The sequence below is a fragment of the Halomicrobium sp. HArcel3 genome, from assembly GCF_058933135.1.
The window spans coordinates 585,427-607,346 of the sequence record NZ_JBZYDN010000002.1; the positions used below are offsets into that span (position 1 = coordinate 585,427).

At 65.5% G+C, this 21,920-nt stretch carries 18 protein-coding genes and 1 pseudogene; 14 read left to right on the forward strand and 5 right to left on the reverse strand.

Translation table 11 applies throughout. The features are described from left to right. Positions 1–62 precede the first annotated feature (62 nt). From AC5FRV_RS08740 to AC5FRV_RS08780, 9 genes are all read left to right on the forward strand, one after another. A complete protein-coding gene (locus AC5FRV_RS08740) occupies positions 63–905 on the forward strand; it encodes an NAD-dependent epimerase/dehydratase family protein (RefSeq protein WP_493560703.1) in 843 nt (280 codons plus the stop codon). Positions 906–1,020: 115 nt separating this feature from the next. Next, entirely contained in the window at positions 1,021–2,310 is a 1,290-nt protein-coding gene (locus AC5FRV_RS08745) for an MFS transporter (RefSeq protein ID WP_493560875.1), read from the forward strand. Between the two features lie 109 nt (positions 2,311–2,419). After that, on the forward strand, positions 2,420–2,599 hold the full coding sequence (locus AC5FRV_RS08750) for a hypothetical protein (RefSeq protein ID WP_493560704.1): 180 nt from the start codon (positions 2,420–2,422) through the stop codon (positions 2,597–2,599). 192 nt (positions 2,600–2,791) lie between these two features. Then, on the forward strand, positions 2,792–2,920 hold the full coding sequence (locus tag AC5FRV_RS08755) for a hypothetical protein (RefSeq protein ID WP_493560705.1): 129 nt from the start codon (positions 2,792–2,794) through the stop codon (positions 2,918–2,920). 460 nt (positions 2,921–3,380) lie between these two features. Continuing rightward, entirely contained in the window at positions 3,381–4,742 is a 1,362-nt protein-coding gene (locus AC5FRV_RS08760; protein ID WP_493560706.1) for a DUF6895 family protein, read from the forward strand. A 23-nt stretch (positions 4,743–4,765) separates the two neighbouring features. Beyond that, the gene (locus AC5FRV_RS08765; RefSeq protein ID WP_493560707.1) at positions 4,766–5,641 is read left to right on the forward strand and encodes an ABC transporter ATP-binding protein; all 876 of its coding nucleotides are present in this window, start codon (positions 4,766–4,768) and stop codon (positions 5,639–5,641) included. Then, positions 5,628–7,217 carry an ABC transporter permease gene (locus AC5FRV_RS08770; RefSeq protein ID WP_493560708.1) on the forward strand — a complete coding sequence of 530 codons (1,590 nt, stop codon included), beginning with the start codon at positions 5,628–5,630 and terminating at the stop codon, positions 7,215–7,217. Before AC5FRV_RS08765 ends, AC5FRV_RS08770 begins: the two co-directional genes overlap by 14 nt. A gap of 90 nt (positions 7,218–7,307) precedes the next feature. Then, positions 7,308–8,324: an ABC transporter ATP-binding protein gene (locus tag AC5FRV_RS08775; RefSeq protein WP_493560709.1), complete on the forward strand. Its 1,017-nt coding sequence runs from the start codon at positions 7,308–7,310 to the stop codon at positions 8,322–8,324. After that, positions 8,321–9,094 (forward strand): ABC transporter permease, encoded by a 774-nt coding sequence (locus AC5FRV_RS08780; RefSeq protein WP_493560710.1) that lies wholly within the window; start codon positions 8,321–8,323, stop codon positions 9,092–9,094. The genes AC5FRV_RS08775 and AC5FRV_RS08780 overlap by 4 nt, the downstream gene beginning before the upstream one ends. A gap of 3 nt (positions 9,095–9,097) precedes the next feature. Here the strand turns inward: AC5FRV_RS08780 and AC5FRV_RS08785 are convergent, their stop codons facing one another. Beyond that, a complete protein-coding gene (locus AC5FRV_RS08785; RefSeq protein WP_493560711.1) occupies positions 9,098–10,309 on the reverse strand; it encodes a phosphoglycerate kinase in 1,212 nt (403 codons plus the stop codon). Between the two features lie 385 nt (positions 10,310–10,694). Here AC5FRV_RS08785 and AC5FRV_RS08790 point away from each other — a divergent pair, with 385 nt between their 5' ends. Together AC5FRV_RS08790 and AC5FRV_RS08795 are read left to right on the forward strand one after the other, a co-directional pair. After that, on the forward strand, positions 10,695–11,369 hold the full coding sequence (locus AC5FRV_RS08790; RefSeq protein ID WP_493560712.1) for a hypothetical protein: 675 nt from the start codon (positions 10,695–10,697) through the stop codon (positions 11,367–11,369). A 128-nt stretch (positions 11,370–11,497) separates the two neighbouring features. After that, positions 11,498–12,747: pseudogene (locus AC5FRV_RS08795) on the forward strand (hypothetical protein). Between the two features lie 608 nt (positions 12,748–13,355). Here AC5FRV_RS08795 and gap read toward each other — a convergent pair. Further along, entirely contained in the window at positions 13,356–14,366 is a 1,011-nt protein-coding gene (gene gap, locus AC5FRV_RS08800) for a type I glyceraldehyde-3-phosphate dehydrogenase (protein WP_493560713.1), read from the reverse strand. 290 nt (positions 14,367–14,656) lie between these two features. On the opposite strand from gap, the gene AC5FRV_RS08805 reads away from it, so the two are divergent. After that, positions 14,657–15,046 carry an Hsp20/alpha crystallin family protein gene (locus AC5FRV_RS08805; protein WP_493560714.1) on the forward strand — a complete coding sequence of 130 codons (390 nt, stop codon included), beginning with the start codon at positions 14,657–14,659 and terminating at the stop codon, positions 15,044–15,046. A 272-nt stretch (positions 15,047–15,318) separates the two neighbouring features. Next, positions 15,319–16,701 carry a hemolysin family protein gene (locus AC5FRV_RS08810; RefSeq protein WP_493560715.1) on the forward strand — a complete coding sequence of 461 codons (1,383 nt, stop codon included), beginning with the start codon at positions 15,319–15,321 and terminating at the stop codon, positions 16,699–16,701. A gap of 485 nt (positions 16,702–17,186) precedes the next feature. Here the strand turns inward: AC5FRV_RS08810 and AC5FRV_RS08815 are convergent, their stop codons facing one another. The 3 genes from AC5FRV_RS08815 to AC5FRV_RS08825 are packed head-to-tail and all read right to left on the reverse strand — an operon-like array spanning position 17,187 to position 20,524. After that, entirely contained in the window at positions 17,187–18,269 is a 1,083-nt protein-coding gene (locus tag AC5FRV_RS08815; protein ID WP_493560716.1) for a sugar ABC transporter permease, read from the reverse strand. Continuing rightward, positions 18,266–19,231, reverse strand: a complete 966-nt coding sequence (locus tag AC5FRV_RS08820) for a carbohydrate ABC transporter permease (RefSeq protein WP_493560717.1) — start codon at positions 19,229–19,231, stop codon at positions 18,266–18,268. The genes AC5FRV_RS08815 and AC5FRV_RS08820 overlap by 4 nt, the downstream gene beginning before the upstream one ends. A 9-nt stretch (positions 19,232–19,240) precedes the next feature. Further along, positions 19,241–20,524, reverse strand: a complete 1,284-nt coding sequence (locus AC5FRV_RS08825; RefSeq protein WP_493560718.1) for an extracellular solute-binding protein — start codon at positions 20,522–20,524, stop codon at positions 19,241–19,243. Between the two features lie 243 nt (positions 20,525–20,767). Between AC5FRV_RS08825 and AC5FRV_RS08830 the strand changes: the two genes are divergently transcribed. Next, positions 20,768–21,916, forward strand: coding sequence for an ABC transporter ATP-binding protein (locus AC5FRV_RS08830; RefSeq protein WP_493560719.1), 1,149 nt, complete (start codon positions 20,768–20,770; stop codon positions 21,914–21,916). The last annotated feature ends 4 nt before the right edge of the window (positions 21,917–21,920 follow it).

A 21,920-nucleotide genomic window follows, 5' to 3' on the forward strand; every position in this document is an offset into this window, starting at 1 on the left:
CGAGCGTTCCTCACCCGTTTCGCGGCCCCACGAGTCAAGGTGGTCAGCCCCGAACAGTCTCTATGAACGTGCTCCTGACCGGCGGCGCTGGCACCGTCGGCACCGCCATCACCGATCACCTCGCCGACCGCGAGGAGTACCAGCTGACGAGCGTCGACCCGGAGCCCCATCCCGACCCGAACGTCGAGTCCGTCGAAGCCGACGTCGGCGACTACGAGGCTATCCGGCCCCACTTCGCGGACCAGGACGCCGTCGTCCACCTGGCCCACGCCCCTATCGAGGGCGGCGGCCCGTCGGACCGGTCGATCCACGCCTTCGACGGCCACCTCGCCAACCTGGAGATCCACGCCAATGCCTACGAGGCGGCCGTCGACGCTGGCGTCGACACCTTCGTCTACGCCTCCTCGAACCACGCCGTCGGGCTGTACGAGGTGGCGCACGCGCCCGAGGTCTACTACCCGGACTACGACCTCACCGTCGACCACACCGTCCAGCCACGGCCGGACTCGATGTACGGCGTCGAGAAGGTGTACGCCGAGGGGCTGGGGAGACTGGCCGCCGAGGCCCACGATATGCAGGTGTACGCGCTCCGGATCTGTGCGGTCCGGGACCCCGAGTACGACCACCCCTACGGCGACGCCGAGGCGGGGGTCGACCGCGGCGAGTTCGAGCGCGACAGCGACGCCTACGCGACCCAGGCCGCCCGGATGAAGGGGATGTGGCAGTCCCGCCGCGACCACGCCCAGATGGTCGAGCGCTGTTTCACCGACGATTCCGTCGAGTTCGACGTGTTCTACGGCGTCAGCGACAACGACCGCCGGTGGTTCGACATCGACCACGCCAGGGACGTGCTGGGGTACGAACCGGAAGACAACGGTGAAAAGTGGGATACGCCGCCAGAATAACATCGACGTCTGGTCGGAGTTGGACGCCACTGTCCCGGGACCGACGAAATAAGGTGGAGGCGACGAGAGAAGGCACACAGTGAACGCCAACGACCGCTCGATTACGGCGCTCGTCATGGTCGCCCACGCGGCGGTCCACACCTACGAGATGGCCGTCCCGCTGTTCGTCGTCGTCTGGCTGACGGAGTTCGACGTCATCTCGCTCGGCGTCGCCCAGTTCGACGTGACGACGGCGACGCTGGGCGTCGTCGTGACGCTGGGCTACGGGCTCTTCGGCCTCGGCGCGCTGCCCGGCGGGATTCTCGTCGACCGCGTCGGTTCCCGTCGGCTCATCAGCGCCTGTCTCCTGGGGATGGGGCTGTCCTACGTCCTGCTCGGCCTGGCGCCGAGCATGCTCGTCGTCGCCCTGGCCCTGATCCTCTGGGGCGTGGCGGCCAGCGTCTACCACCCGGCGGGCCTCTCGCTTATCAGCAAGGGCGTCGAGGAACGCGGGACCGGGCTGGCTTACCACGGCATCGCGGGCAACCTCGGCATCGGCCTCGGACCGCTCCTGGCCGCGATATTGCTCCTGTTCGTGGACTGGCGGACGGTCGCGCTGATCCTGGGGGTGCCCGCGCTGCTCGCGGCGGCCTACGCCGCTCGTGCGAACTTCGACGAGACGGCGGCCGTCGAGGGGGGACCCGAGGGAACGGCGGCCGACGGCGGCAGTTCGAAGGCCGACGCCGGCGTCGACTCGCTGGGTGAGTTCCTCACCGAGTCGCGACGGCTCCTGGCCGGCGGGTTCCTCCTCGTGTTCGTCGTCGTGATGTGCTCGGGGCTGTACTACCGCGGCATCCTCACCTTCCTGCCGGAACTGCTCCGCGGGCTGCCCGGGTTCGCGCCGATTCCCGTCACCGAACTGCTGCCGCCGAGCGTCGGGTCCGCGCTGGGCGTCGAAGCGGGCGACGCCCAGACCCTCTCACCGCAGGACTACTTCTACGCCGGCCTGCTGCTCGTCGGCGTCGTGGGCCAGTACGCCGGCGGGAAGCTGACCGACCGGTTCCCCGTCGAGTACGGCATCGCCGGCGCCTTCGCCGTCCTCGCGGTCCTGGCGCTGGCGTTCGTTCCCGTCGCCGGGATGGGCATCGGCCCCCTGATGGCGCTCGGTGCCGTCCTGGGAATCTTCCTCTTCGTCGTCCAGCCGCTGTACCAGGCGACCGTCGCCGAGTACACGCCCGCCGGCACGCGCGGGCTCTCCTACGGCTTCACCTACCTCGGCGTGTTCGGCGTCGGCGCGCTCGGGGGCACCATCGCCGGGGCCATCCTCGCGTTCGCCGACGTCACCGCGCTGTTCCTGGTGCTAGCGATAATCGCACTCGTCGCGTCCGGTGTGGGGCTCTTTCTCGCCCGTCGGGCGAACGGATAGCCACACGCCCGGTACGAGGTCGAACGGTGGGGAACGTGCCGGCGTACCCTCTCGACGATACGGCCGATCGTCCCATAAATTTATCACTCGAATATGATAAACTATCTTCATGGATTCGACCGAACGCGACGGCGACGGCGAGTCGGCTCCCGCGATGGGTGACCTGACCGAACGGCTGCACGTGAACATCCCGCTCACCGAGGCGTACGTCTTTCGCGGACCGAAGCTGACGCTGTTGATCAACAGACGGGCGACGTCGCCGGAATCGCGAATTCTCGACGAGGACTAGACCGTTCGTCGGCGTCGTCGCCGGTCTCCGTCGCCCACCGCAAGAACCGTCGTACCGACGACGAGCGCGCCGAATTCGAGGAACGCATTCGGATTCGGCGCGACACTCATAAATTCAATTACATCAATCAGTAATACTTATTGATTGTCATTGTTACTCACTGCATGGGTGGGCGGTCCACCCGGATACGCCATGACGAACGAACTCACCATCGGCGAACTGACGGAACTGAGCGAAGGCGGCATCGAGAAACGTGCCGATTACATCATCGGCTGGAGCAGTTTCATCATCGACTGCGAAGACGGCGTCTGCGAGAACTGATCGGCAACCGACCGCGGTGAGCGGTTCCGGCACAGTCGGCGGGCCGCTCGTCCGGTTTTCGGCCGGGAGAGGCGACGCGGCGCAAAAAAGTGACAATTGCAAATGTTTATTATATAGGACTTATATGCATTAGGCGAGTGGTAAATTCAACCACTCAGAGAAACGATGACGAGCGAACTCACCATCGGCGAACTGACGGAACTGACCGAAGACGGCACGGAGAAGCGCGCGGACTACATCGCTGGCTGGAGCGACTGGGTCCTCGCCGTCGACGAATAACTGAGCGATTCAGCGCAACGTGGGGCGCTCACGTCGAGTGAGCGACGACCCACGTTTGCGTGCGATCTGACGGTCGAATCGCTCGACGGGTCGAGGCCGCGACGCCGCCGGCAGATAAATCCAAACCGTTCGTGACAGATGAGAAGTTTTATTACTTAATTGGTATTTATTTCCGGCAGGAATGGACAGGAATATTCCGCGAATCGACCCGTTCCCCGACGAGCGCGCCGTCGAGGCGGCGCTCGCCGATCTCGTTGCGGACACGGACGCATGGCTCGACGACCACGCTGCGCAGTTCGACCCGCTCGTCTGGTCGGACGCGGAGGTCCGGTTCCTCCGTCGGAAAGCGTTCGCCGAAGCGGGGATGTACCTCCAGCGAGCGGCCTACTCGGAGACGGAACCGTCCGATCGGCTCCGGTCGCTGGTCCTCGACCACGTGAACGAAGCCGAGTACCGGCACCTCCTGGCGCGGTCGCCACAGCAAGTCGCGATGTTCGGCTATCCGGTGGCCTACGCCGACGACCAGGGCGCGTTGGACGAAGCGACCGCCGAGGCGTTCGAGCGAACGGTCTCGCGCCCGGACCTCTGGGCGAGCGAGGTGTTGCCGTTCCGGAAACTCGACCTGTTGCACCTGTGCCGGCTCTACGGGCAGGAGCCGCCGGTCGACGCCTCCCTCGAAGCCGCGGTCGGCTCGACGTGTGCGGCCAACCAGATCAATCCCGCGACGGTGTCGATGGAGGACACCTACGGACTGACCCACGTCCTGATGTACTACCAGAACTTTGGGAGCGGCCACGAACGGTTCCCGGACGAGCCGATTCCCTACCGCTATCCGGCCACGCTCCACGGCCTCCTGTTGCGGTACATGGCCGCTGACAACTGCGACCTGGTCGGCGAACTCCTGCTCTGCGGGGCCCTCGAGAAGCGCCTCCCGCGGGGCCTGGCGCGTTTCGCGCTGGCGTGGTACCTCGACCAGGTCTCCGCGGAGGGGTACGTTCCCCACCCCGGAGACAGCCTCCCCATCGGCGCCCGACGGGGCGACATCGGTGACGGCTCGCTCGACATCGACATCGGGTCGTGGGACGACGAGAGCGAGGCGTGGGCGAAACACTACCACCCAACCCTGATCGGCGCGACGCTCGGCCGGGTCCTGCTCGAACGCTGGCCCGAGATCGACGCGCTGGCGACCGACCGACAGCTCGACTACGAGTCGGAGGCGACGAACCTGCTCACGCTGGGGCGGGCGTTCGACCTGTTCGCCGACTACCAGCTCGAGGACGGGGCGAAGCTGATCCGGGAACTCGGCGGGACGGCGACCGCGGCGGTGTACGCCGACGTCGTGGACCTGGGCGTCCAGTTCATGGAGTGGCAGCGCCGGCCCGACGACCGGTTCGGCTTCTGGACCGACGAGAAGACGCTCTTCGTCGCGGCGGGCGACGACCGGGACGCCGAGCAGTTCCGGGCCGACCTCGTGGATCCGCTCTCTGAACTGTGTGAGGACGCCATCGCGGGCGTCGAACGAACGCGGGTAGAGGGCGAGTGACGCACGCCGCCACCTGACGACCAATGACTCTGACAGCCGAGAACCTCGGGAAGCGATGGAGCGGTGACGTGTGGGGTATCAGAAACGCGTCGCTCGACCTCGACGACGGTGTCGTCGGCCTCCTCGGACCGAACGGTGCGGGGAAATCCACGTTCATGCAGGTGATCGCGACGGTGACGAAGCCGACGGAGGGGCGGCTCTACTGGAACGGCGCGGACGTCGCGGCGTCGCCGAACGACGTCCGCTCGGTGCTCGGGTACTTGCCCCAGGACTTCGGCGTCTACCCGAACCTCACCGCGACGGAGTTCCTCGAGTACATGGCCGCGCTGAAGGGCCTGCCCGGTGGCGTCGCCCGCGACCGGATCGACGAACTGCTGGCGGTGACGAACCTCGAGGAGTATCGGGGGCGGAAACTGTCGGGGTACTCCGGCGGGATGCGCCAGCGCGTCGGCATCGCGCAGGCGCTGCTGAACGACCCGGACCTGCTGATCGTCGACGAACCGACCGTCGGCCTCGACCCCGCCGAACGCGTCCGCTTCCGGAACGTCATCGGCGACCTGACCGAAGACCGACTGGTCATCCTCTCGACGCACATCGTCACCGACGTCGAGTCGACAGCCACGGAACTCGTCGTGCTCGACGACGGTCGGTTGCTGACCCAGACCACGCCGGAGGCGCTGATCGACGAGGTGGACGGGATGACCTGGGAGTGGACGGTCTCCAGTGATCGCCTCACGGCGGTGAAACAGTCCCATCCGGTCACGAAGACCGTCAGGCGGGCGGGCGGCGTGCTCGTCCGGGCGGTGAGTCCCGACCGCCCCGACCCGGATGCGACGGCCGTGGAACCGACGCTCGAAGACGCATACCTGTGGACGATCGAACACGATGGCGGCGCGTAACGCCCTCCGTCAGTGCGTCGCCGTCGCCAGGGCGGACGTCCTCGACAGGGGCCGCGACAGGCGGTTCCTGGTCGTCTTGCTGGCCAGCGCCTACCTCGGTCACCTGGTCACTGTCGGCGACCTCGAGATGGCGCTCGGCGACAACGGGTTCCGTGGGGTCCACAACGCGGCCTGGCTGGGGACCAACATGGCGCTGGCCGGCAGCGCGGCCGTCGCGGTGTTCGGATTCTACTACACGAAAACCGCGATAGAACGGGACCGGCACGGCGGCCCCCGACAGCTGATCGCGTCGAGCCCCATCGGGACGGTCGCGTACCTCGTGGGCAAGTGGCTGAGCAACCTCGCGCTCCTGGCGGTCGTCCTCGGGGCGATGGGGGTCTCGGTCGTGCTCCTGTTCGCGCTTCGGGGCACGGGACCGTTCGACCCGGTCGCGTTGCTTGCCCCGCTCGCGCTGTTCGCGTTCCCCGTCGCGGCGCTGGTCGCGGCGGTCGCCCTCGCCTTCGAGGCGACCCCGGTCCTCCGGGGCTCGCTCGGGAACGTCCTCTACCTGGTCGCGCTCGTCGCGATTCCGGTCGTGCCGGCCGTCGACCCGCTCGGCGGGACGTTCATCGTCGAGAGCATGCAGCAGGCCATCGCGGCCCAGTATCCGGACTACACCGGCGGCGGATTCTCCTTCGGGTACATCGCCGGCGAGTACCAGCGCTTCGAGTGGCAGGGCCTGCCGGTCACGGCCGACCTCCTCCTCCACCGCGTCGCGTACTTCGCCGTCGCGCCGGTCATCGTCGTCTTCGCTGCGGTCCCGTTCGACCGGCTCTCCCCGGACGCGGGCTTCGGTCGCTCGCTGCCGTGGCCGTCCCGGAGCGGAGAGGAGTCGGTGTCCGACGGTGACGCGTCGGCTGACCCGATGGTCACCGTCGATCACGGCTCGGGGACGGCCGTCGAACCCGAACCGGTGACGCTCGGGACGGTCGACGCCGCGCGGACGTTCCGCCCCGTCAGACTGCTCGTGGCGGAGCTGAAACTCGCGCTGGCCGGGCGCTCTCGCCTGTGGTACGCGGGGTACGTCGGGCTGTTCGTCGGCGGCCTCGCGGCGCCGTCCGGGCCGGCGACGCGGGTCGTGCTGACGCTCGCGTGGGTCTGGCCGCTGTTCGTCTGGTCGCAGACCGGCGTTCGCGAGTACCGCCACGGCACGCACGAACTGGTGTTCACCTCGCTGCACCCGCTGGCGCAGTTACTGGCGACCTGGGCGGCGAGCGTCGTCTGCGTCGGCGTGCTCGTCGGCCCGGCGGCCGTCCGGTTCGGCCTCGCGGGCGATCTGGGCGTCGCGCTGGCGATGGCAGCCGGCGTTCTCATGGTGCCGTCGCTCGCGGCCGCCGCGGGCGTCACCACACGGACGGGCCGCGTCTTCGAGGTCGGCTACCTCCTCGTCTGGTACGTCGCCATCGTGAACCAGACGCCTGCGCTGGATTACGGGGGCGTGACCGGAGCGCCCTCGGCCAGCGCCGCGCTCTTCGCTGCCGTCGCCGTCGCGTCGATGGCCGTCGCCGTCGTCGGCCGCTGGCGGCTGCTCCGGTGACGGACCAGCCCGGTGGGCGTGGACACACCGGACACAATTCTGAAAATTAACTGTTACATTTTATTATTCTCCAGTTTAATTTACACTCAAATGGAGGGTAACGACTTCGGGTCGGCTTCGGCCCCGGCAGTTCGGGTGACGGACCTGACCAAGGTGTACGACGCCGAAGACGGCGAGGTAACGGCTCTCGACGGCATCTCGCTCGAGATCGAGCGTGGGACGGTCGTCGGTATCCTCGGCCCCAACGGGGCGGGCAAGACGACGCTCATCAAGTCGATACTCGACCTCGTGCGCCCGACCGACGGAGACGTGGCGGTGCTCGGAGCCGACGTCACCGCCGCTGGCGGGGAGCTGTATCGCCACGTCTCGGCCATGCTGGAGGGGGCACGGAACGTCTACTGGCGGCTCTCGCTCCGGGAGAACCTCCGGTACTTTACCAGCCTCCAGGGGATCGACCCGGACGAGGTCGCCGAAGAGAACCTCGCGTTCGTCGAGTCGCTCGGGCTGACCGACAAGCTCGACGAACCGGTCAACTCGCTCTCGCGCGGGATGAAACAGAAGGCGACGCTCGCGTGTACGCTCGCGCGTCGGACCGACCTCGTGTTCCTCGACGAGCCGACCCTGGGACTGGACGTCGAGGCGTCGGCCGCGCTCGTCGACACCCTCCGTGAGATGGTCGACCGCGACGAGAAGACCGTCGTCCTGAGCAGCCACGACATGGACGTGATAGAGGACCTGTGTGACCGCGTCGTCGTCCTGAACGCCGGACGCGTCGTCGTCGACGACTCCGTGTCCGCGCTCCTCGACGCGTTCCGGACCCAGTCACACCGGCTCCGGCTGGCGGCGCCGCTCGACGACGTCGACCGGGCGGCCGTCGCGGAGGTGGCCGAATCGGTCTCGTGGTCGGGGACGAGTGACGCAGTCGAACTGACGGTCACGCTCGAAGCGCCCGACGACTACTACCGGCTGATGCGGACGCTGGAGTCGGCGGGCGCGACCATCGAGCGCGCCGAGACGACGACGCCGGACCTCGAATCGGTGTTCCTGCGCGTGACCGATCGCGCCGACCCGCCGACTGACGAACTCGCGGTCGGGGGACAGCGATGAACGGCCACGCCATCCTGTTCAGGGCCACGTTCGAGAAGGCGGTCTGGCTCCTGAAGCGGTATCTGTTCAACACCGTCATGATGGTCGTCGGGATGTACCTCCTGTTCGCCCTGCTGTTTTTCGGCGGCCGGATGATGGCGCCGACGGTCGTCTCCGACTCCACCGAGGCCCTCGTCGTCGGTTACCTCGTGTGGATGATGGCGGTCAGGGCCTACCAGCAGACCTCGAGCGACGTCACCAGAGAGGCCCAGTGGGGGACGCTCGAACAACTGCACCTCTCGCCGTACGGGATCGGTCGGGTCGTTCTGTTCACCAGCGTCGTCAACGTCCTCGTGACGCTGCTCATCGGCGGGGTCATCCTCGGATCCATGGTCGTCACCACGCGCACCGCACTGGCGATCGATCTCGTGACGATCGTCCCGGTCGCAGTCCTGACGATCCTCCCGGTCGTCGGCGTCGGCCTGTGCTTCGGCGGCCTCGCCCTGCTGTACAAACGCGTCGGCCAGGCGGCGTCGCTCATGCAACTCGGGTTCATCGTCTTCCTCGCGATGCCCCTCGACGCACACCCCCTGCTCCGGTTCGTCCCGCTCTCGCTCGGAACGGCACTGCTCGAGGACGCGATGGCCACGGGGACGCGGCTGTGGGAATTTCCCGTTCCGGATCTGCTCACCCTCCTCGCTGTCGCCGTCCTCTACCTGGGCGGCGGCTACCTCGTGTTCAAGGCGCTGGCCACCCGCGCGCGCAAACGCGGCGTCCTCGGCCACTACTGACCGTTACTCTCGCGCCAGTACTTCGACGCCGATCAGTTCCTGGCCGGTCAGCGCCCGGATGTAGGCGCCGCCGGCGATGGAGACGTGGGAGAACTCCTCTTCCGTCATGCCGTACATACGAATCGCTCGCGAGGTGTCGCCGCCGCCGACGACGGAGAAACAGTCCGTCGCGGCGATGGCTTCGAGCGCGCCGACGGTCCCCACGGAGAAGCGCTCGTCCTCGAACAGGCCCAGCGCGCCCTTGACGAAGACGGCCTCGGAGTCCCGGATGATCGGCGAGTAGGTCATCACGGTCTCCGAGCCGACGTCGAGAAAGCCCTGTTTCTTCTCCTCGATCTCGTCGACGGCTATCTCGGCCCGATTTTCGTCGTCATCTTCGTAGGCCAGGTCCACCGCTAGCGAGATCTGGTCGCGGTGCTCGGCGAGCATCGACTCGATCTTTGCCTGGTTCGCCTCCCACTGCTCGTCGAACAGGTCCATGTCGCCGACGTCGTGGCCGACGGGGTAACCGTCCGCGCGGAGGAACAGTTCGCCGGCGATGCCGCCGAGGAGAAAGTCGTCGACCTTCTCGTCCAGCGCGCTCATCACGTCGATGACGTCCGTCGCCTTGGTGCCGCCGACGACCATCGTCACGTTGCCGTCGAACTCCTTCTCGGCGATGGCGGTGTTGGCCTCGTACTCGGTCTCCATGACGCGACCGGCGTAGGCCGGGAGGACGAGTGGGAAGCCGACGAGCGAGGCGTGCGAGCGGTGGGCCGCCGAGTAGGCGTCGTTGAGGTAGGCGTCGAAGTGGGGCGCGAGCGACTGGACGAACTCCGTCTCGGCCTTGACTTCGGGCGCTTCCTCGGGGAGTTCCTCGTCGCACATCCGCGTGTTCTCGAGGAGGAGCACCTCGCCCGAATCGAGGTCGTCGATGGCCGCGATGGCCTCGTCGCCGAACGTGTCCGCGACGAACTCGACGTCCCGGTCGATGTGCTCGGCGAGGATGTCGGCGTGCTGTTCGAGCGAGACGAAGGTGTCCCGGCCGGGCCGGCCCTGGTGGGCCATGAGTGCGGTCTCGAACCCGCGGTCGGCGAGTTCTTTCACGGTCTCCGCGTGGCGGTCGAACCGGCGGTTGTCCTGGACGGCGCCGTCCTCCACGGGGCTGTTGAGGTCGAGGCGGACGAGGACGCGCTGGCCGTCGTCGAGGTCGTCGAGCGTTTGGAAGTGAGTCATTGACTAATTCGTCTACAGGAATGTGTTTATTGGTTTCGTAGCTAGGTTTCGCCACAAGAACTGTGGCGAAGAAACCTTTATATACTATCAAACACAACTGTTGTGCAACAACAAATGCCCTTGTCTGAAAATTGGTCCACACGTACCATCACTCTACTCATTATCGGGTATTGCGATGGTGCAAACAAGAATCGACTTTCAACCCAACTCGTTGAGATGGGTATAGCTTATTCAAAATCAGATGTTCAAACAGCAGTTCGTTTACTCGAATTCAGCAACAGAGTTCACATTGACAACGGGGAATGTAAATTAACAGAAGCTGGTTCTAAGGAATTCAGGCAAGTCCGAGCGCTCTTGGAATCACAACCATTGTGTGGGGTTGCAGATGCCTAAGTTAAAAGATTACACTAAAAAAGAGAGGGTTGCGAATTGTTGGCTAATTGGGGAAAATGAGGACATTCCAGCTATTGCTGAAGCCGCAAATTGCTCATACGAGTATGCCAGGCGGCTGATCCGAGATATTGAATCTGGAGAGATTGATCCTGCTCAGTATTCTGATCAAGATCTACAATCTATTCTTTCAAGCAAGCCTCCCATCAAATCAGAAAATGCAACCCTCGGAGAGGTTTTCATAGGTGATGGCAATAAAAAGGAGCTCAAAGAAGATAATTCAGTTGATTTAAATGAGGATATTTCCGGAGAAGAATCTGAACTGGAAACTAGCGAAAGTGACCGAAATTATGTTTCCACGAGTGATCTGGAGGCAGTCGGTCAAAGGGTTGAGGAGTTACAAGCAGAAGGTGAATTTCATTTAAATCAAGGGAAAAAATGGGCAGCGGGTAAATATTATGTCTCTACTCGGTCTCTGGAATATATTGACTCGTTTATTGAGAAGTATGATGATGACATTCCACAGGAGGCTATCGAGATAGCCATAAACCGTGTGAATGAGCTGTATGAAGAAGCGAAGTTTGAAGCCGAGATGGATATTCAGGGAGCAGAGCAAAAACAGTACGCAGCGAATAGAGTTTTATCATTGTTCAGCGAACTCCTCTCGTAATAATCACATTTTCAATTTGAATCGGAATATGGCGTTTTGAATATTCACTAGATGAGATGTCACAAAACAAATTACTGACCGATCAGTTCCGTAGCTAACTTAATACTCACGGGCCGAAAACGGATTCCATGGCAAGCGCGGCGCTCTCGGAACCGCAGGTCCTGGCCCACGCCAAGGCCCGCCTGTTTCCCGACTCCGGCGAGGACGAGGCCTACGCCGTCGTCGACACCCAGTTCGCGATGGACGAGTGGCTCGCCGACCAGCGGGTCCCCGAGGCCGTCCGCGACCGTCTCGCGCCGTTCAACCACGTCCGGCTGGGCTCTGGCTACCCGGACCTCGTCGGCGTCCGGAAGCTGGAGGACGACCTGCTGGCCGTCGACCGCGTCGGCGACCAGCCCCCGCTGGTGGCCATCGAGGCCAAGGGGTACCGGGAGAACGAGGACGTCGACGTCGAGCGCGGCGTCGTCCAGGCCTACGACCGCCTGAACGAGGCCAACGCCGCCTACGTCGCCGCGCCGCAGGCGGCCATCTCGCAGTCCGCGCGGACGCTGGCCCGCGAGCTGAACGTCGGCGTGCTGGGGGTCGAGAGTGGTGGGGAGGTCCGCCCGGTGGAGGTTCCCCGCGTCGTCGGCAACCACACCTCCGACGACGCGACGGCCATCCGGTTCCAGGCCACTGCCCAGGGCGTCGCCGACAGATCCTTCTCCCTGAACCACCCGAAGAACTACCTCGCCTACCCGCTGGCGGTGTACCACCCCGAGTCGACGGAAACTGTTCTCGGCGAGCGCGTGGTCAACGCCGTCGACGGGGCGCGGACCGGTGCGGCGTTCCTCGGACTGGTCGAGGAAAAGCCTCACCGCGTCGACCTGACGCCGCTCGGCGAGGAAGTCGTCCGGTTCGCGCTGGACCGATATGGGTCGGCCGACGCGGCGCTGGCCGAGTTCGAACAGTGGCAGGGGTCCGTGCAGCGCTTCTACGACCTGGCCCCCGACTGGGGCCTCCTGACCCGGCGCGTCCTCTGGGAGTATCCGGCGACCAAGCTGATCGTCGAGGAACTCCAGACGATGCACGAGGACGACGAACCAGCCCCGTCGCTCGTCCAGTTCGTCGAGCGGCTTCATCGGCTTCACCCGACCTTCACCGTCGAACTGTTCCTCCGCGGCACCGACGACGTCCGCTCCCGGGTGCTCGACGGGGAGGGAGCGCTTCGGGTCGAGGAACTCGAGGACGGGAACGTGTATCACTCGCCCACGGTATTCCAGCTCAAGGCGATGCTCTACCACGCCGGCGTGCTGACTGAGCGCGGGTCGGAGCCGAACAAACTGGATCCTTCGGCGATACGTGGGCGCTCCGCGAACCGCTGGATTACGCTCCTTGAGAAGATTTTGACGACACGTCAGGCGCGCGCTGTCGCGGCCTCCGTGCCGCGACGGAACTGCGCGAGGGATGAGGAGCGCAGCGCAGCGAGCACCGCAATCGGCTGGGGAGGGTGTGGCTGTGGTGGTCGCGTTGGGCGGGACTGAAAGGGGCGAATCGTTCGACGAGCGAGACGACGCAAGGACCGCAACGGAGTGAGGACCGCAGCGAGTCGCAGCCGTCGAACGACTCGGGGCTTTCGGGTTGTTCATGCCGACAAGAAATAGAAAGCCCCCGGTCGCTGGCGGGCTGCGAACGCGCCTGCGCTCCTCGTTCCACTGCGGTGCCCTCAGACTACGTCTGAGGACTAACGGGACCTTCGGTCCCGTGTCGCTTGACGGTTCTCGCTCCGCCAGCGACCGGCCCCTTTCAGTCCCGCCCACACAGCAACCACACGCCTCCCCAGCCGATTGCGGTGCTCACTCCGTTGCGCTCCTCATCCCTCGCACAGTATCGTCTCGCGACCTCGCTCTCGCTCGGCCGCTCGACAGCGCGCGCCACCTGCTGCTACTCTGCTCGATTAGCCAGTAGGAAGCAACAAACTTCGAGAGACGAGAGAGCCAGCCAGTCCTAGTACTCGTGGACGTGCTGGGCGACGTCGAGCATGCGGTTCGAGAAGCCGTACTCGTTGTCGTACCAGGTGAGCACCTTCGTCATCCCGCCCACCACGTTCGTGTTCTGGAGGTCGACCAGCGTCGAGTAGGGCTGCTGGAGAATGTCGGAGGAGACGATGTCGTCGTTCGTCACGCCGAGTACGCCCTCCATCTCACCCTCGGCCGCGGCTTCGAAGGCGGCGTTGACGTCGCCCGCCGTCACGTCGGATTCGAGGTTGACGACGAACTCGGTGATGGAGCCGTTGGGGACGGGGACGCGCATGGCCATGCCGTCGAGTTTCCCCTCGAGTTCCGGGAGGACTTCGGTGGCGGCCTGGGCGGCGCCGGTGGTGGTGGGGATGATGTTCTCGGCGGCGGCGCGGCGGCGGCGCGGCTTGCTGTTGGGGCCGTCGACGAGGTTCTGGGTGCCGGTGTAGGCGTGGACCGTCGTCAGCTGTCCGACCTCGATGCCGAACTCCTGGTGGAGGACCTTGGCGACGGGGGTGATGGAATTGGTCGTACAGGAGGCGTTGGAGACCACGTCCTCGCCGTCGTACTCGTCCTGGTTGACGCCGTAGACGAGCTGTTTGACGGGCTCGTCGCCCTTCGGCGGGGCGGAGATGACGACCTTGTCCGCGCCGGCCTCCAGGTGCTGGCTGGCGTCCTCGTGCGAGCGGAAGATGCCCGTGGCCTCGAAGGCGACGTCGACGTCGAGTTCGCCCCAGGGGAGCTTGCTCGGGTCGGTCTCGTGGAAGACGCCGGCCTCGAAGTCGGTGCCGTCGACGGTCAGTGTGCCGTCGTCGAGCGAGGCACCGTCACATCGGCCCAGCACGGTGTCGTACTTCGCGAGGTACTCGAACTCCTCGTCCTCCATCACGTCGTTGATCCCGACGATGTCGACGGCGTCGCTCTCGAGCGCCGCTCGGAAGACGTTCCGACCGATGCGCCCGAAGCCGTTGAGACCGACGCGGACAGGCTCGTTGTTCATGACGAGTATAAATTGGGTTCAGAGCGAGTAAAGGGTTTTCGAAGTCGGGGACGAATCGCTCGTTCATCAACGTGGAACGGTCGCAACTGAACGATCGTGGGAAAGTCGTCGGACTGGCGGGCTCTCTCGAACGAGTCAAACGTCCTATGGGTTCCGTGAAGGATCCCGTCCATCCGCTCGCCATGTGGTGGTCGAATCATCCAACGAACTGTAGTGTCTCCTACAGGAGAGGGTCCAGCGCTGTGGACGGCCGAAGCTTTATTCCGTGGGTCGTCATAAGCGTTCACAGGATGAGACGCGACGACCGTGACGACCCCTTCGACGAGTTCTTCCGCGAGCTAGAGCGGATGATGAACGACGTGATGGGTGCCGGTGGGGACGTCCACATCGAACAGAGTGGCGCCGACTACGGGGCGGACCTCCACCTCGACGTTCACGAGACAGACGACGCAGTCCGGGTCGTGGCCGACGTGCCCGGCGTCGACAAGGAAGCCATCGACCTCAAGTGCGACGGCGAGGTCCTCACGATCAAGGCCGCGGCCGACCAGCGCGACTACGGCGAACGGGTGCGACTCCCGGCCCACGTCGACGAGCACTCCGCGAACGCGACGTACAACAACGGTATTCTCGAAGTAAGCTTCACGCGGAGCGAAGACGCCAGCGACATCAGCCTCGACTAGCGGTCCCGTCGTCGCGCTGGCTCTCCGCCGATTTTCGTCTCTCGTCGAGACTTCTCAGTTCCACCGCCAGCTCACCAGCCGTCCCCGGGCCCCGCGTATACACCTGAACACGACGAATACTCTCTCGTGGCGCTGCTCGATCTATACGTTCGCCCCGACGGAGCCGAACGGCTTCGTGGCGTCCGCCGACTCGCTGTCTGGCGATTCAGTCGATACGGCGGGCAAATCCGCCAGACACCATGATTTAATGACGTGCTGCCGTACGGCCTGCCATGGTAGATGTCGCACTATCGCTCGGCCGGCTGCTGGCCGCGTTCTTCCTCGTCTTCCTGAACGGCTTCTTCGTCGCGGCGGAGTTCGCGTACGTTCGCATCCGCTCGACGGCGGTAGACCAGATGGTCGAGGAAGGGAAACCCGGAGCAGAGACGCTGCAGGGAACGCTCGCACACCTCGACGACTATCTCGCGGTCACGCAACTGGGGATCACAATCGCCTCGCTCGGCCTGGGGTGGATCGGCGAACCGGCCGTCGCTGAGCTCATCCATCCCGTGCTGGCGTCACTCCTCCCCGAGAGCGCCGTCTCGCTCGTCGCCTTCGCCATCGGCTTCGGCTTCATCACGTTCCTCCACGTCGTCTTCGGGGAACTCGCCCCCAAGACCATCGCCATCGCCCAGGCCGAACGGATCGCGCTGTTCGTCGCGCCGCCGATGAAGATCTTCTACTACGTCTTCTACCCCGGTCTCGTCGTGTTCAACGGGACGGCGAACGCCTTCACGAGCCTGATCGGTATCCCGCCGGCCTCCGAGACCGAGGAGACCCTCTCCGAGGAGGAGATCCTGATGATACTGACTCGCTCGGGCACCGAGGGCCACGTCGACAGGCGCGAGGTCGAGATGATCGAGCAGGTCTTCGACCTCGACGACATCAGCGTCCGGGAGGTCATGGTCCCCCGTCCCGACGTCGTGAGCGCGTCCGTCGACGCCACCGTCGCCGACCTCCGTGCGCTCGTCGTCGAGGAGGGCCACACGCGCTACCCGGTTCTCGACGCAGACGACGGCGACCAGGTCGTCGGGTTCGTCGACGTCAAGGACCTCATCCGCGTCACCGAGTCCAGCGACGGCGAGCCTACCGCCACCGCGGCGGATCTGGTGCGCGACCTGCCCGTCATCCCCGAGACTGGCCAGGTCGACCAGCTCCTCCGCCAGTTCCAGGACGAGCAGAGCCAGATGGCCGCCGTCATCGACGAGTGGGGCTCCTTCGAGGGTATCGTCACCGTCGAGGACCTCGTCGAGGTCGTCGTCGGCGACATCAGGGACCAGTTCGACGTGGACGCGCGCGAACCGTCGATCGAGGGGAACGGCGACGGCACGTACGCCGTCGACGGCGGCGTCGCCGTCTCGGACGTGAACGACGAACTGGAGACGGCCTTCGAGACCGAGGAGTTCGGCACCATCGGCGGCCTCGTCCTCGACCGCCTCGGCCGCGCCCCCGAGGTCGGCGACCGCGTCACCGCCGACGGCCACCACCTCGACGTCGATGCGGTGGACGGCGCGCGCGTCGCTCGCGTGCTGATCTCGCCAGACGAGTCGACGGTCGACGAGAGCGAAGAGGGGCCGGATGACGACTCGAAGACGCTGGACGACTCCGACGAGTAATCAGCGGCGTGGAGCCGCTCGTGGGTGGCTCCTCTCCCGGGATTCGCGCTTTGCTCACGACCGGCGCCGCTCGCAGTGAGGTGGCGCTTACGCACCATCCTCCCGGAGTGAATCACGCTTCCTGACCGTACTGCAACCACCCGGCCGGGAGCGCGTGCCCGAACGAAGGTGAGGGTCGCGCGACCAGGGGGAGGGCAGGGCTGCGGTGCTGTGCTGGCCTGGCAGGATGAAAGGGCGAGGTGCGCTCGCGCTGGAAGGCAGTCGCTCAGCGGGCACTACCCGAACGCACGTGAGGGTATCCCGCTGAGCGACCGCGAGCGTGCCGAGGGCTTTCCTTTGTTGTTGGTTCCGGTGTCCACTCCAGAGAGCGCGCCGAGGGCTTTCTTCGTGGTTGCTGTCACCGGTACACCCAGCGCTAACTCCCCAGAACCACGCACGCAGAACACTACCAGATCACCCAGAAAGCGACGAAAAGCGACGGCAGATCAGCCTTCCATCCCGGAGAAGGAGAGGCCGCCCTCGATGTAGCGCTGGGCGAAGAGGTACACCAGCATGATGGGCGTCGCGAAGGTGAGCGCGAACGCGGAGAAGCGCGCCCACGGGATAGAGTACTCCGAGACGAGCCCGAACAGCCCGACGGGCAGCGTGTAGTTATCCGTCCCCAGCAGCGTCTGGGCGACGACGAACTCCGTCCAGCCGGTGAGGAAGGTGAAGATGAACACCGTCGCCAGCCCGGCGGCCGACAGCGGGAGGATCACTTCTGTCACCACGCGCCACGGCGGCGCGCCGTCGACGACGGCGGCCTCCTCGTAGGAGACGGGGATACCGTCCATGTAGGTCTTCAGCAGCCAGGTGTTGAACGGGACGGCCGTCGCGGCGTAGTACACCGACAGCGCGAGTTTGCTGTCGTTGAATCCCAGCTGGACGTAGACGGCGTAGAGGCCGATCAGCAGAGCGATGCCGAGGCCGCCGCCGACTTGCGTCATCAGCACGTAGACGAACAGGATCTTCCGGCGGAAGATGAACTCCCGGCGTGAGAGCGCGTAGGATGCCGGGACGATCAGGCACATCGAGATGACGACCGTCGGGATGGCGACGGTGAGGCTGTTCCACAGGAACTGCTTGAAGTCCGACGGGTTCTCGACGCCGTGTGCGGAGGCGTCGAGCACGGTGAGCTGGGGCGTGTCGAACACCACGGCCAGGTCCGTCAGCGGGACGTCGACCGTGACGCTGTAGGCCGGCAGTATCAGGTCGCCGACGACCCAGACGAACGGCTGGAGCGTCGGATCCTCGGGGAACAGTGAGATGCCGCCGGAGGTGTACAGCGACGCGCCCGACCCAGACAGCGCGGCCTGGAGGATCCAGTAGATGGGGAACATGAGCGCCGAGACCAGCAGGAGCGCGCCCAGCGTCGCGCCGACGGTCTTCAGCGGCTCGGTGACCGGGACTTCGCCGTCCCGGACCTGTCGTGCGGTGTAGACGGCGGCCCGGCCGCTCTCGACGGGCGCGTACGCGACGCGCCTCGCGTCCTCGGCGACCTTGCCGACGATCGCGCCGACGAAGCTCATTCGTCACTCACCCCGTCGGCGAGTTTGCCGCGCTTGACGTTCAGCCACATGAACGCGCCGATGAAGACGACCGCCACGATGCTGATGGCGGCGCCGCGACCGTACTCGGAGAACTGGAACGCCTCGCGGTAGCCGTAGACGATCAGCAGTTCGTTGGCCCGCGCCGGGCCGCCCTGGTTGAACACGAAGGGGATGAGGAACTGCTGGAACGAGGCGGCCGACGTGAGGATGGTCGCGAACAGCACCGGCCGCTTGATGGACGGCAGCGTCACGTGGAGCAGCCGCGCGAACGCGCCGGCGCCGTCGACGACGGCGGCCTCGTGGAGTTCCTCCGGGACGTCCTGGAGCGCGCTCACGGTGATGATGACCATGAACGGGTACGCGAGCCACATCTCGGTGACGTTGTACGCGACGAAGGCGGTCCAGCGCCCGGAGAGCCAGGCGACGGAACTGGCGCCGACCGTGGACAGGAGCTGGTTGACGAGCCCGAAGTCGGCCGAACTGAAGATGCCGCGCCACACCGTGATGGTGAAGATGGCGGGCAGGCCCATCGGGAGGATGATGAACGAGCGCATCAGGCGCTTGCCCCTGACGCGGTCGTTGGTGACGACGAGGGCGACGCCGATGCTCAGGAGCAGCTTCAGCGTCACGCTCGTGGCGACGAACAGCCAGGTGACGCCGAAGGAGTTCCAGAACTGCGGGTCGGTGAGAACGTCCACGTAGTTCGCGAGGCCGACGAACGTCGCCTCACCGAACGTCAGCACCGAGAACGCGCCCTCGCCGGCGTAGAGGTTCGCCGGTGCGGCGTCCGTAAACGAGATGCCCAGGAGGTAGATGACCGGGAACAGCATGAACGCCGAGAAGACGAACAGTCCCGGCAGGACGAACAGGAGTCCCAGGTCACGCTTGTCGAGGAACGGCACTGCCTCGACGCGGCGAGCGACGCGTGATGCCGTGCTCATTGGTGGTCCTTACTCCCAGTTCTCGCGGATATTGGTTGCGGCCGTGGTCAGTGCCTCCTCGGCCGTGGCGTCGCCGTTGAACGCGTCGATGAGCGCCGTCTCCATCGGTCCCCACACCTTGTTCATCTTCGGGTCTGTCGGCATCGGGATGCCCTGCCCGACCGTCTCGGAGTACGCCTGGACGTTCTCGGGCAGGTCGTCGCTGCCGACGAGGCTGTCGAGCACGGGGATGGCGCCGTGTTCCTCGGCGTTCTGGAGGTGTATCTCCTCGTTGGTGGCGTACCACTCGACGAACTCGCGGCCGGCGGTGGCGTCGGCGCCGCCGTCGCTCATCGCGTCCGCGAAGTACCACATCGAGATGCCGGTGTACGGGCGGAGTTCGCCGCCGTCGACGGCCGGCAGCGACGTCACCTCGTAGTTGACGCCCTTGTCGTTGAGCGTCGCGAGGTACCACGGGCCGTTGATGGCGAAGGCGGCGTTGCCCTCCGCGAACGCGGCGGCCTGGGGCTCGTACGTCGGGTCGTTCGGCATGTACGGCGTGAGGTTCTCCAGGGCGAACTCGAGGCCCTGGATGGTCTCGTCGAGGTCGACGCCCAGCTGTGGGTCGGCCGTCGGGTCGAAGTAGTAGCCGCCGAAGCCCTGGAGGAACGCGCTCGTGAAGTACGGGTCGAACGGGTAGCTCAGGCCGTACTGGCCGGCGTCGGGGTCGTGGTACGAGTCCATGACCGCGACCATGTCCGAGACCGACTCGGGGGCCTCGTCGACGACGTCCGTGTTGTAGACGAGCGTCACCGTCTCGGCCGAGTACGGGAGGCCGACGACGTTGCCCTCGTACTGGACGGCGTCGGCCGCCGCGTCGGTGAAGACGTCCAGGTCGACGGTCAGTTCGTCGCTCTGGTCGGTGACGAACCCGCGCTGGTAGTAGTCGCCGACCCAGTCGTGGGCCCAGTCGAACACCTGCGGCCCCTGGCCGGCCGGGACGGCGCTGGTCGTCTTCTGTTCGAGGTCGGAGATGTCTGACCCCTCGACCGTGTGCCGGCTCTCGCTGGTGAACGTCTCGATGGCCTTCTCGCGGCCGGGGAGTTCCGGCTCCGGGAGCGAGTACCACGCCGTGGCCTCGCCCGCGGGACCGGCTGTCTCGGTGTCCTGGTCCGCGCTGCCGTCACTGCTGCCGTCACCGCCGTCGTCGTTCGTAGCGGTCTCGGTGTCCTGTTCCTGTACGCCGACGCAACCCGCGAGCGCGCCGAACGCCGTCGCGGCGCTGATCTGCTCGAGGACGGTTCTGCGGTCCATGTGTGGATATTGGATGAAATAGTCGTTCACGACTTAAATCATTCGGAAAACTCACGAACGTTCATCACATTTCCCGGGTGCAGCGGCGCTCTCCGACCGAAAAGTGACGGGGTGGACCTGGCAGCGCATCCGGACCGCCACTCGGTACCACACGCCCCGGAGTAAAAAGTGCTACGAAATTGTACATCACAAATTACGAGATTTGAGAAAGACCTATGGTGGGCTAGACCGACACTCGACCACATGGCAACAGTCACGCTCGACCACCTCACGAAGGAGTTCGACAGCGGGCGTATCCTCGCCGTCGACGACGTCTCGCTGGACGTGACCGACGGCGAGTTCGTCACCGTCGTCGGCCCCTCGGGCTGTGGGAAGTCGACGACGCTGCGGATGCTCGCCGGTCTGGAACAACCCACATCCGGTCGCATCGCTATCGACGGCGAGGACGTGACGGACGTCCACGCGCGCAAGCGCGACGTCGCGATGGTGTTCCAGAACTACGCGCTCTACCCCCACAAGACCGTCCACCAGAACATGGCCTTCGGCCTCCGGATGAGCACGGACCTCTCGAAGGACGAGCGCCAGGCGAAGGTCGAAGAGACGGCCGAGATGATGGGCATCGCGGACCTGCTCGACGACAAGCCCAGCGAACTCTCCGGCGGGCAGAAACAGCGCGTCGCCCTCGGGCGCGCCATCGTCCGCGAACCCGACGTCTTCCTCTTCGACGAACCCCTCTCGAACCTCGACGCGAAGCTCCGGACGTCGATGCGGACCGAGATCCAGCGCCTGCAGGAGGAACTGGACATCACCGCCATCTACGTCACCCACGACCAGGAGGAGGCGATGACGATGGGCGACCGGCTGGCCATCCTCGACGACGGACAGCTCCAGCAGACCGGCCGGCCGAAAGACGTCTACGAGAACCCACGCAACGAGTTCGTCGGCGGCTTCGTCGGCTCCCCCGCGATGAACTTCATGGACCTCGACGTCTCCGTCGCGAGTGACGGCGACGCCGTGACGCTCACCGGCGACGACTTCTCCTACACGCTCCGCGGCGAGCGAGCCCGACGGATCGCCGACAGCGGCGCCCAGTCCGTCAGGCTCGGCGTCCGACCCGAGAACGTCACCGTCGGGACTGGCGAGGCAGGCGACAACACGAACGAGGCCGTCGTCGAGGTCGTCGAGCCTATCGGCAGCGACAACTACCTCTACCTGGACCTCGGCACCGAGGAGTTCGTCGCCCGCGTCGCGTCGGACGTCGAACCCTCGTGGGGCGACACCGTGACGGTCGCGTTCGACGAGGCTGCCGTGCACGTCTTCGACGCCGAGACCGGCGACTCGTTGCTGTTCGAGGAGGAGGAAGAAGAGCGAGACGCGGTCGCGGTTGCCTGAGGCG

Bases quoted from the DNA above. Each gene is read 5' to 3' on its own strand.
- AC5FRV_RS08740 (WP_493560703.1), top strand. From the start codon at position 63: ATGAACGTGCTCCTGACCGGCGGCGCTGGCACCGTCGGCACCGCCATC.
- AC5FRV_RS08745 (WP_493560875.1), top strand. From the start codon at position 1,021: ATGGTCGCCCACGCGGCGGTCCACACCTACGAGATGGCCGTCCCGCTG.
- AC5FRV_RS08750 (WP_493560704.1), top strand. From the start codon at position 2,420: ATGGATTCGACCGAACGCGACGGCGACGGCGAGTCGGCTCCCGCGATG.
- AC5FRV_RS08755 (WP_493560705.1), top strand. From the start codon at position 2,792: ATGACGAACGAACTCACCATCGGCGAACTGACGGAACTGAGCGAAGGC.
- AC5FRV_RS08760 (WP_493560706.1), top strand. From the start codon at position 3,381: ATGGACAGGAATATTCCGCGAATCGACCCGTTCCCCGACGAGCGCGCC.
- AC5FRV_RS08765 (WP_493560707.1), top strand. From the start codon at position 4,766: ATGACTCTGACAGCCGAGAACCTCGGGAAGCGATGGAGCGGTGACGTG.
- AC5FRV_RS08770 (WP_493560708.1), top strand. From the start codon at position 5,628: ATGGCGGCGCGTAACGCCCTCCGTCAGTGCGTCGCCGTCGCCAGGGCG.
- AC5FRV_RS08775 (WP_493560709.1), top strand. From the start codon at position 7,308: ATGGAGGGTAACGACTTCGGGTCGGCTTCGGCCCCGGCAGTTCGGGTG.
- AC5FRV_RS08780 (WP_493560710.1), top strand. From the start codon at position 8,321: ATGAACGGCCACGCCATCCTGTTCAGGGCCACGTTCGAGAAGGCGGTC.
- AC5FRV_RS08785 (WP_493560711.1), bottom strand. From the start codon at position 10,309: ATGACTCACTTCCAAACGCTCGACGACCTCGACGACGGCCAGCGCGTC.
- AC5FRV_RS08790 (WP_493560712.1), top strand. From the start codon at position 10,695: ATGCCTAAGTTAAAAGATTACACTAAAAAAGAGAGGGTTGCGAATTGT.
- gap (WP_493560713.1), bottom strand. From the start codon at position 14,366: ATGAACAACGAGCCTGTCCGCGTCGGTCTCAACGGCTTCGGGCGCATC.
- AC5FRV_RS08805 (WP_493560714.1), top strand. From the start codon at position 14,657: ATGAGACGCGACGACCGTGACGACCCCTTCGACGAGTTCTTCCGCGAG.
- AC5FRV_RS08810 (WP_493560715.1), top strand. From the start codon at position 15,319: ATGGTAGATGTCGCACTATCGCTCGGCCGGCTGCTGGCCGCGTTCTTC.
- AC5FRV_RS08815 (WP_493560716.1), bottom strand. From the start codon at position 18,269: ATGAGCTTCGTCGGCGCGATCGTCGGCAAGGTCGCCGAGGACGCGAGG.
- AC5FRV_RS08820 (WP_493560717.1), bottom strand. From the start codon at position 19,231: ATGAGCACGGCATCACGCGTCGCTCGCCGCGTCGAGGCAGTGCCGTTC.
- AC5FRV_RS08825 (WP_493560718.1), bottom strand. From the start codon at position 20,524: ATGGACCGCAGAACCGTCCTCGAGCAGATCAGCGCCGCGACGGCGTTC.
- AC5FRV_RS08830 (WP_493560719.1), top strand. From the start codon at position 20,768: ATGGCAACAGTCACGCTCGACCACCTCACGAAGGAGTTCGACAGCGGG.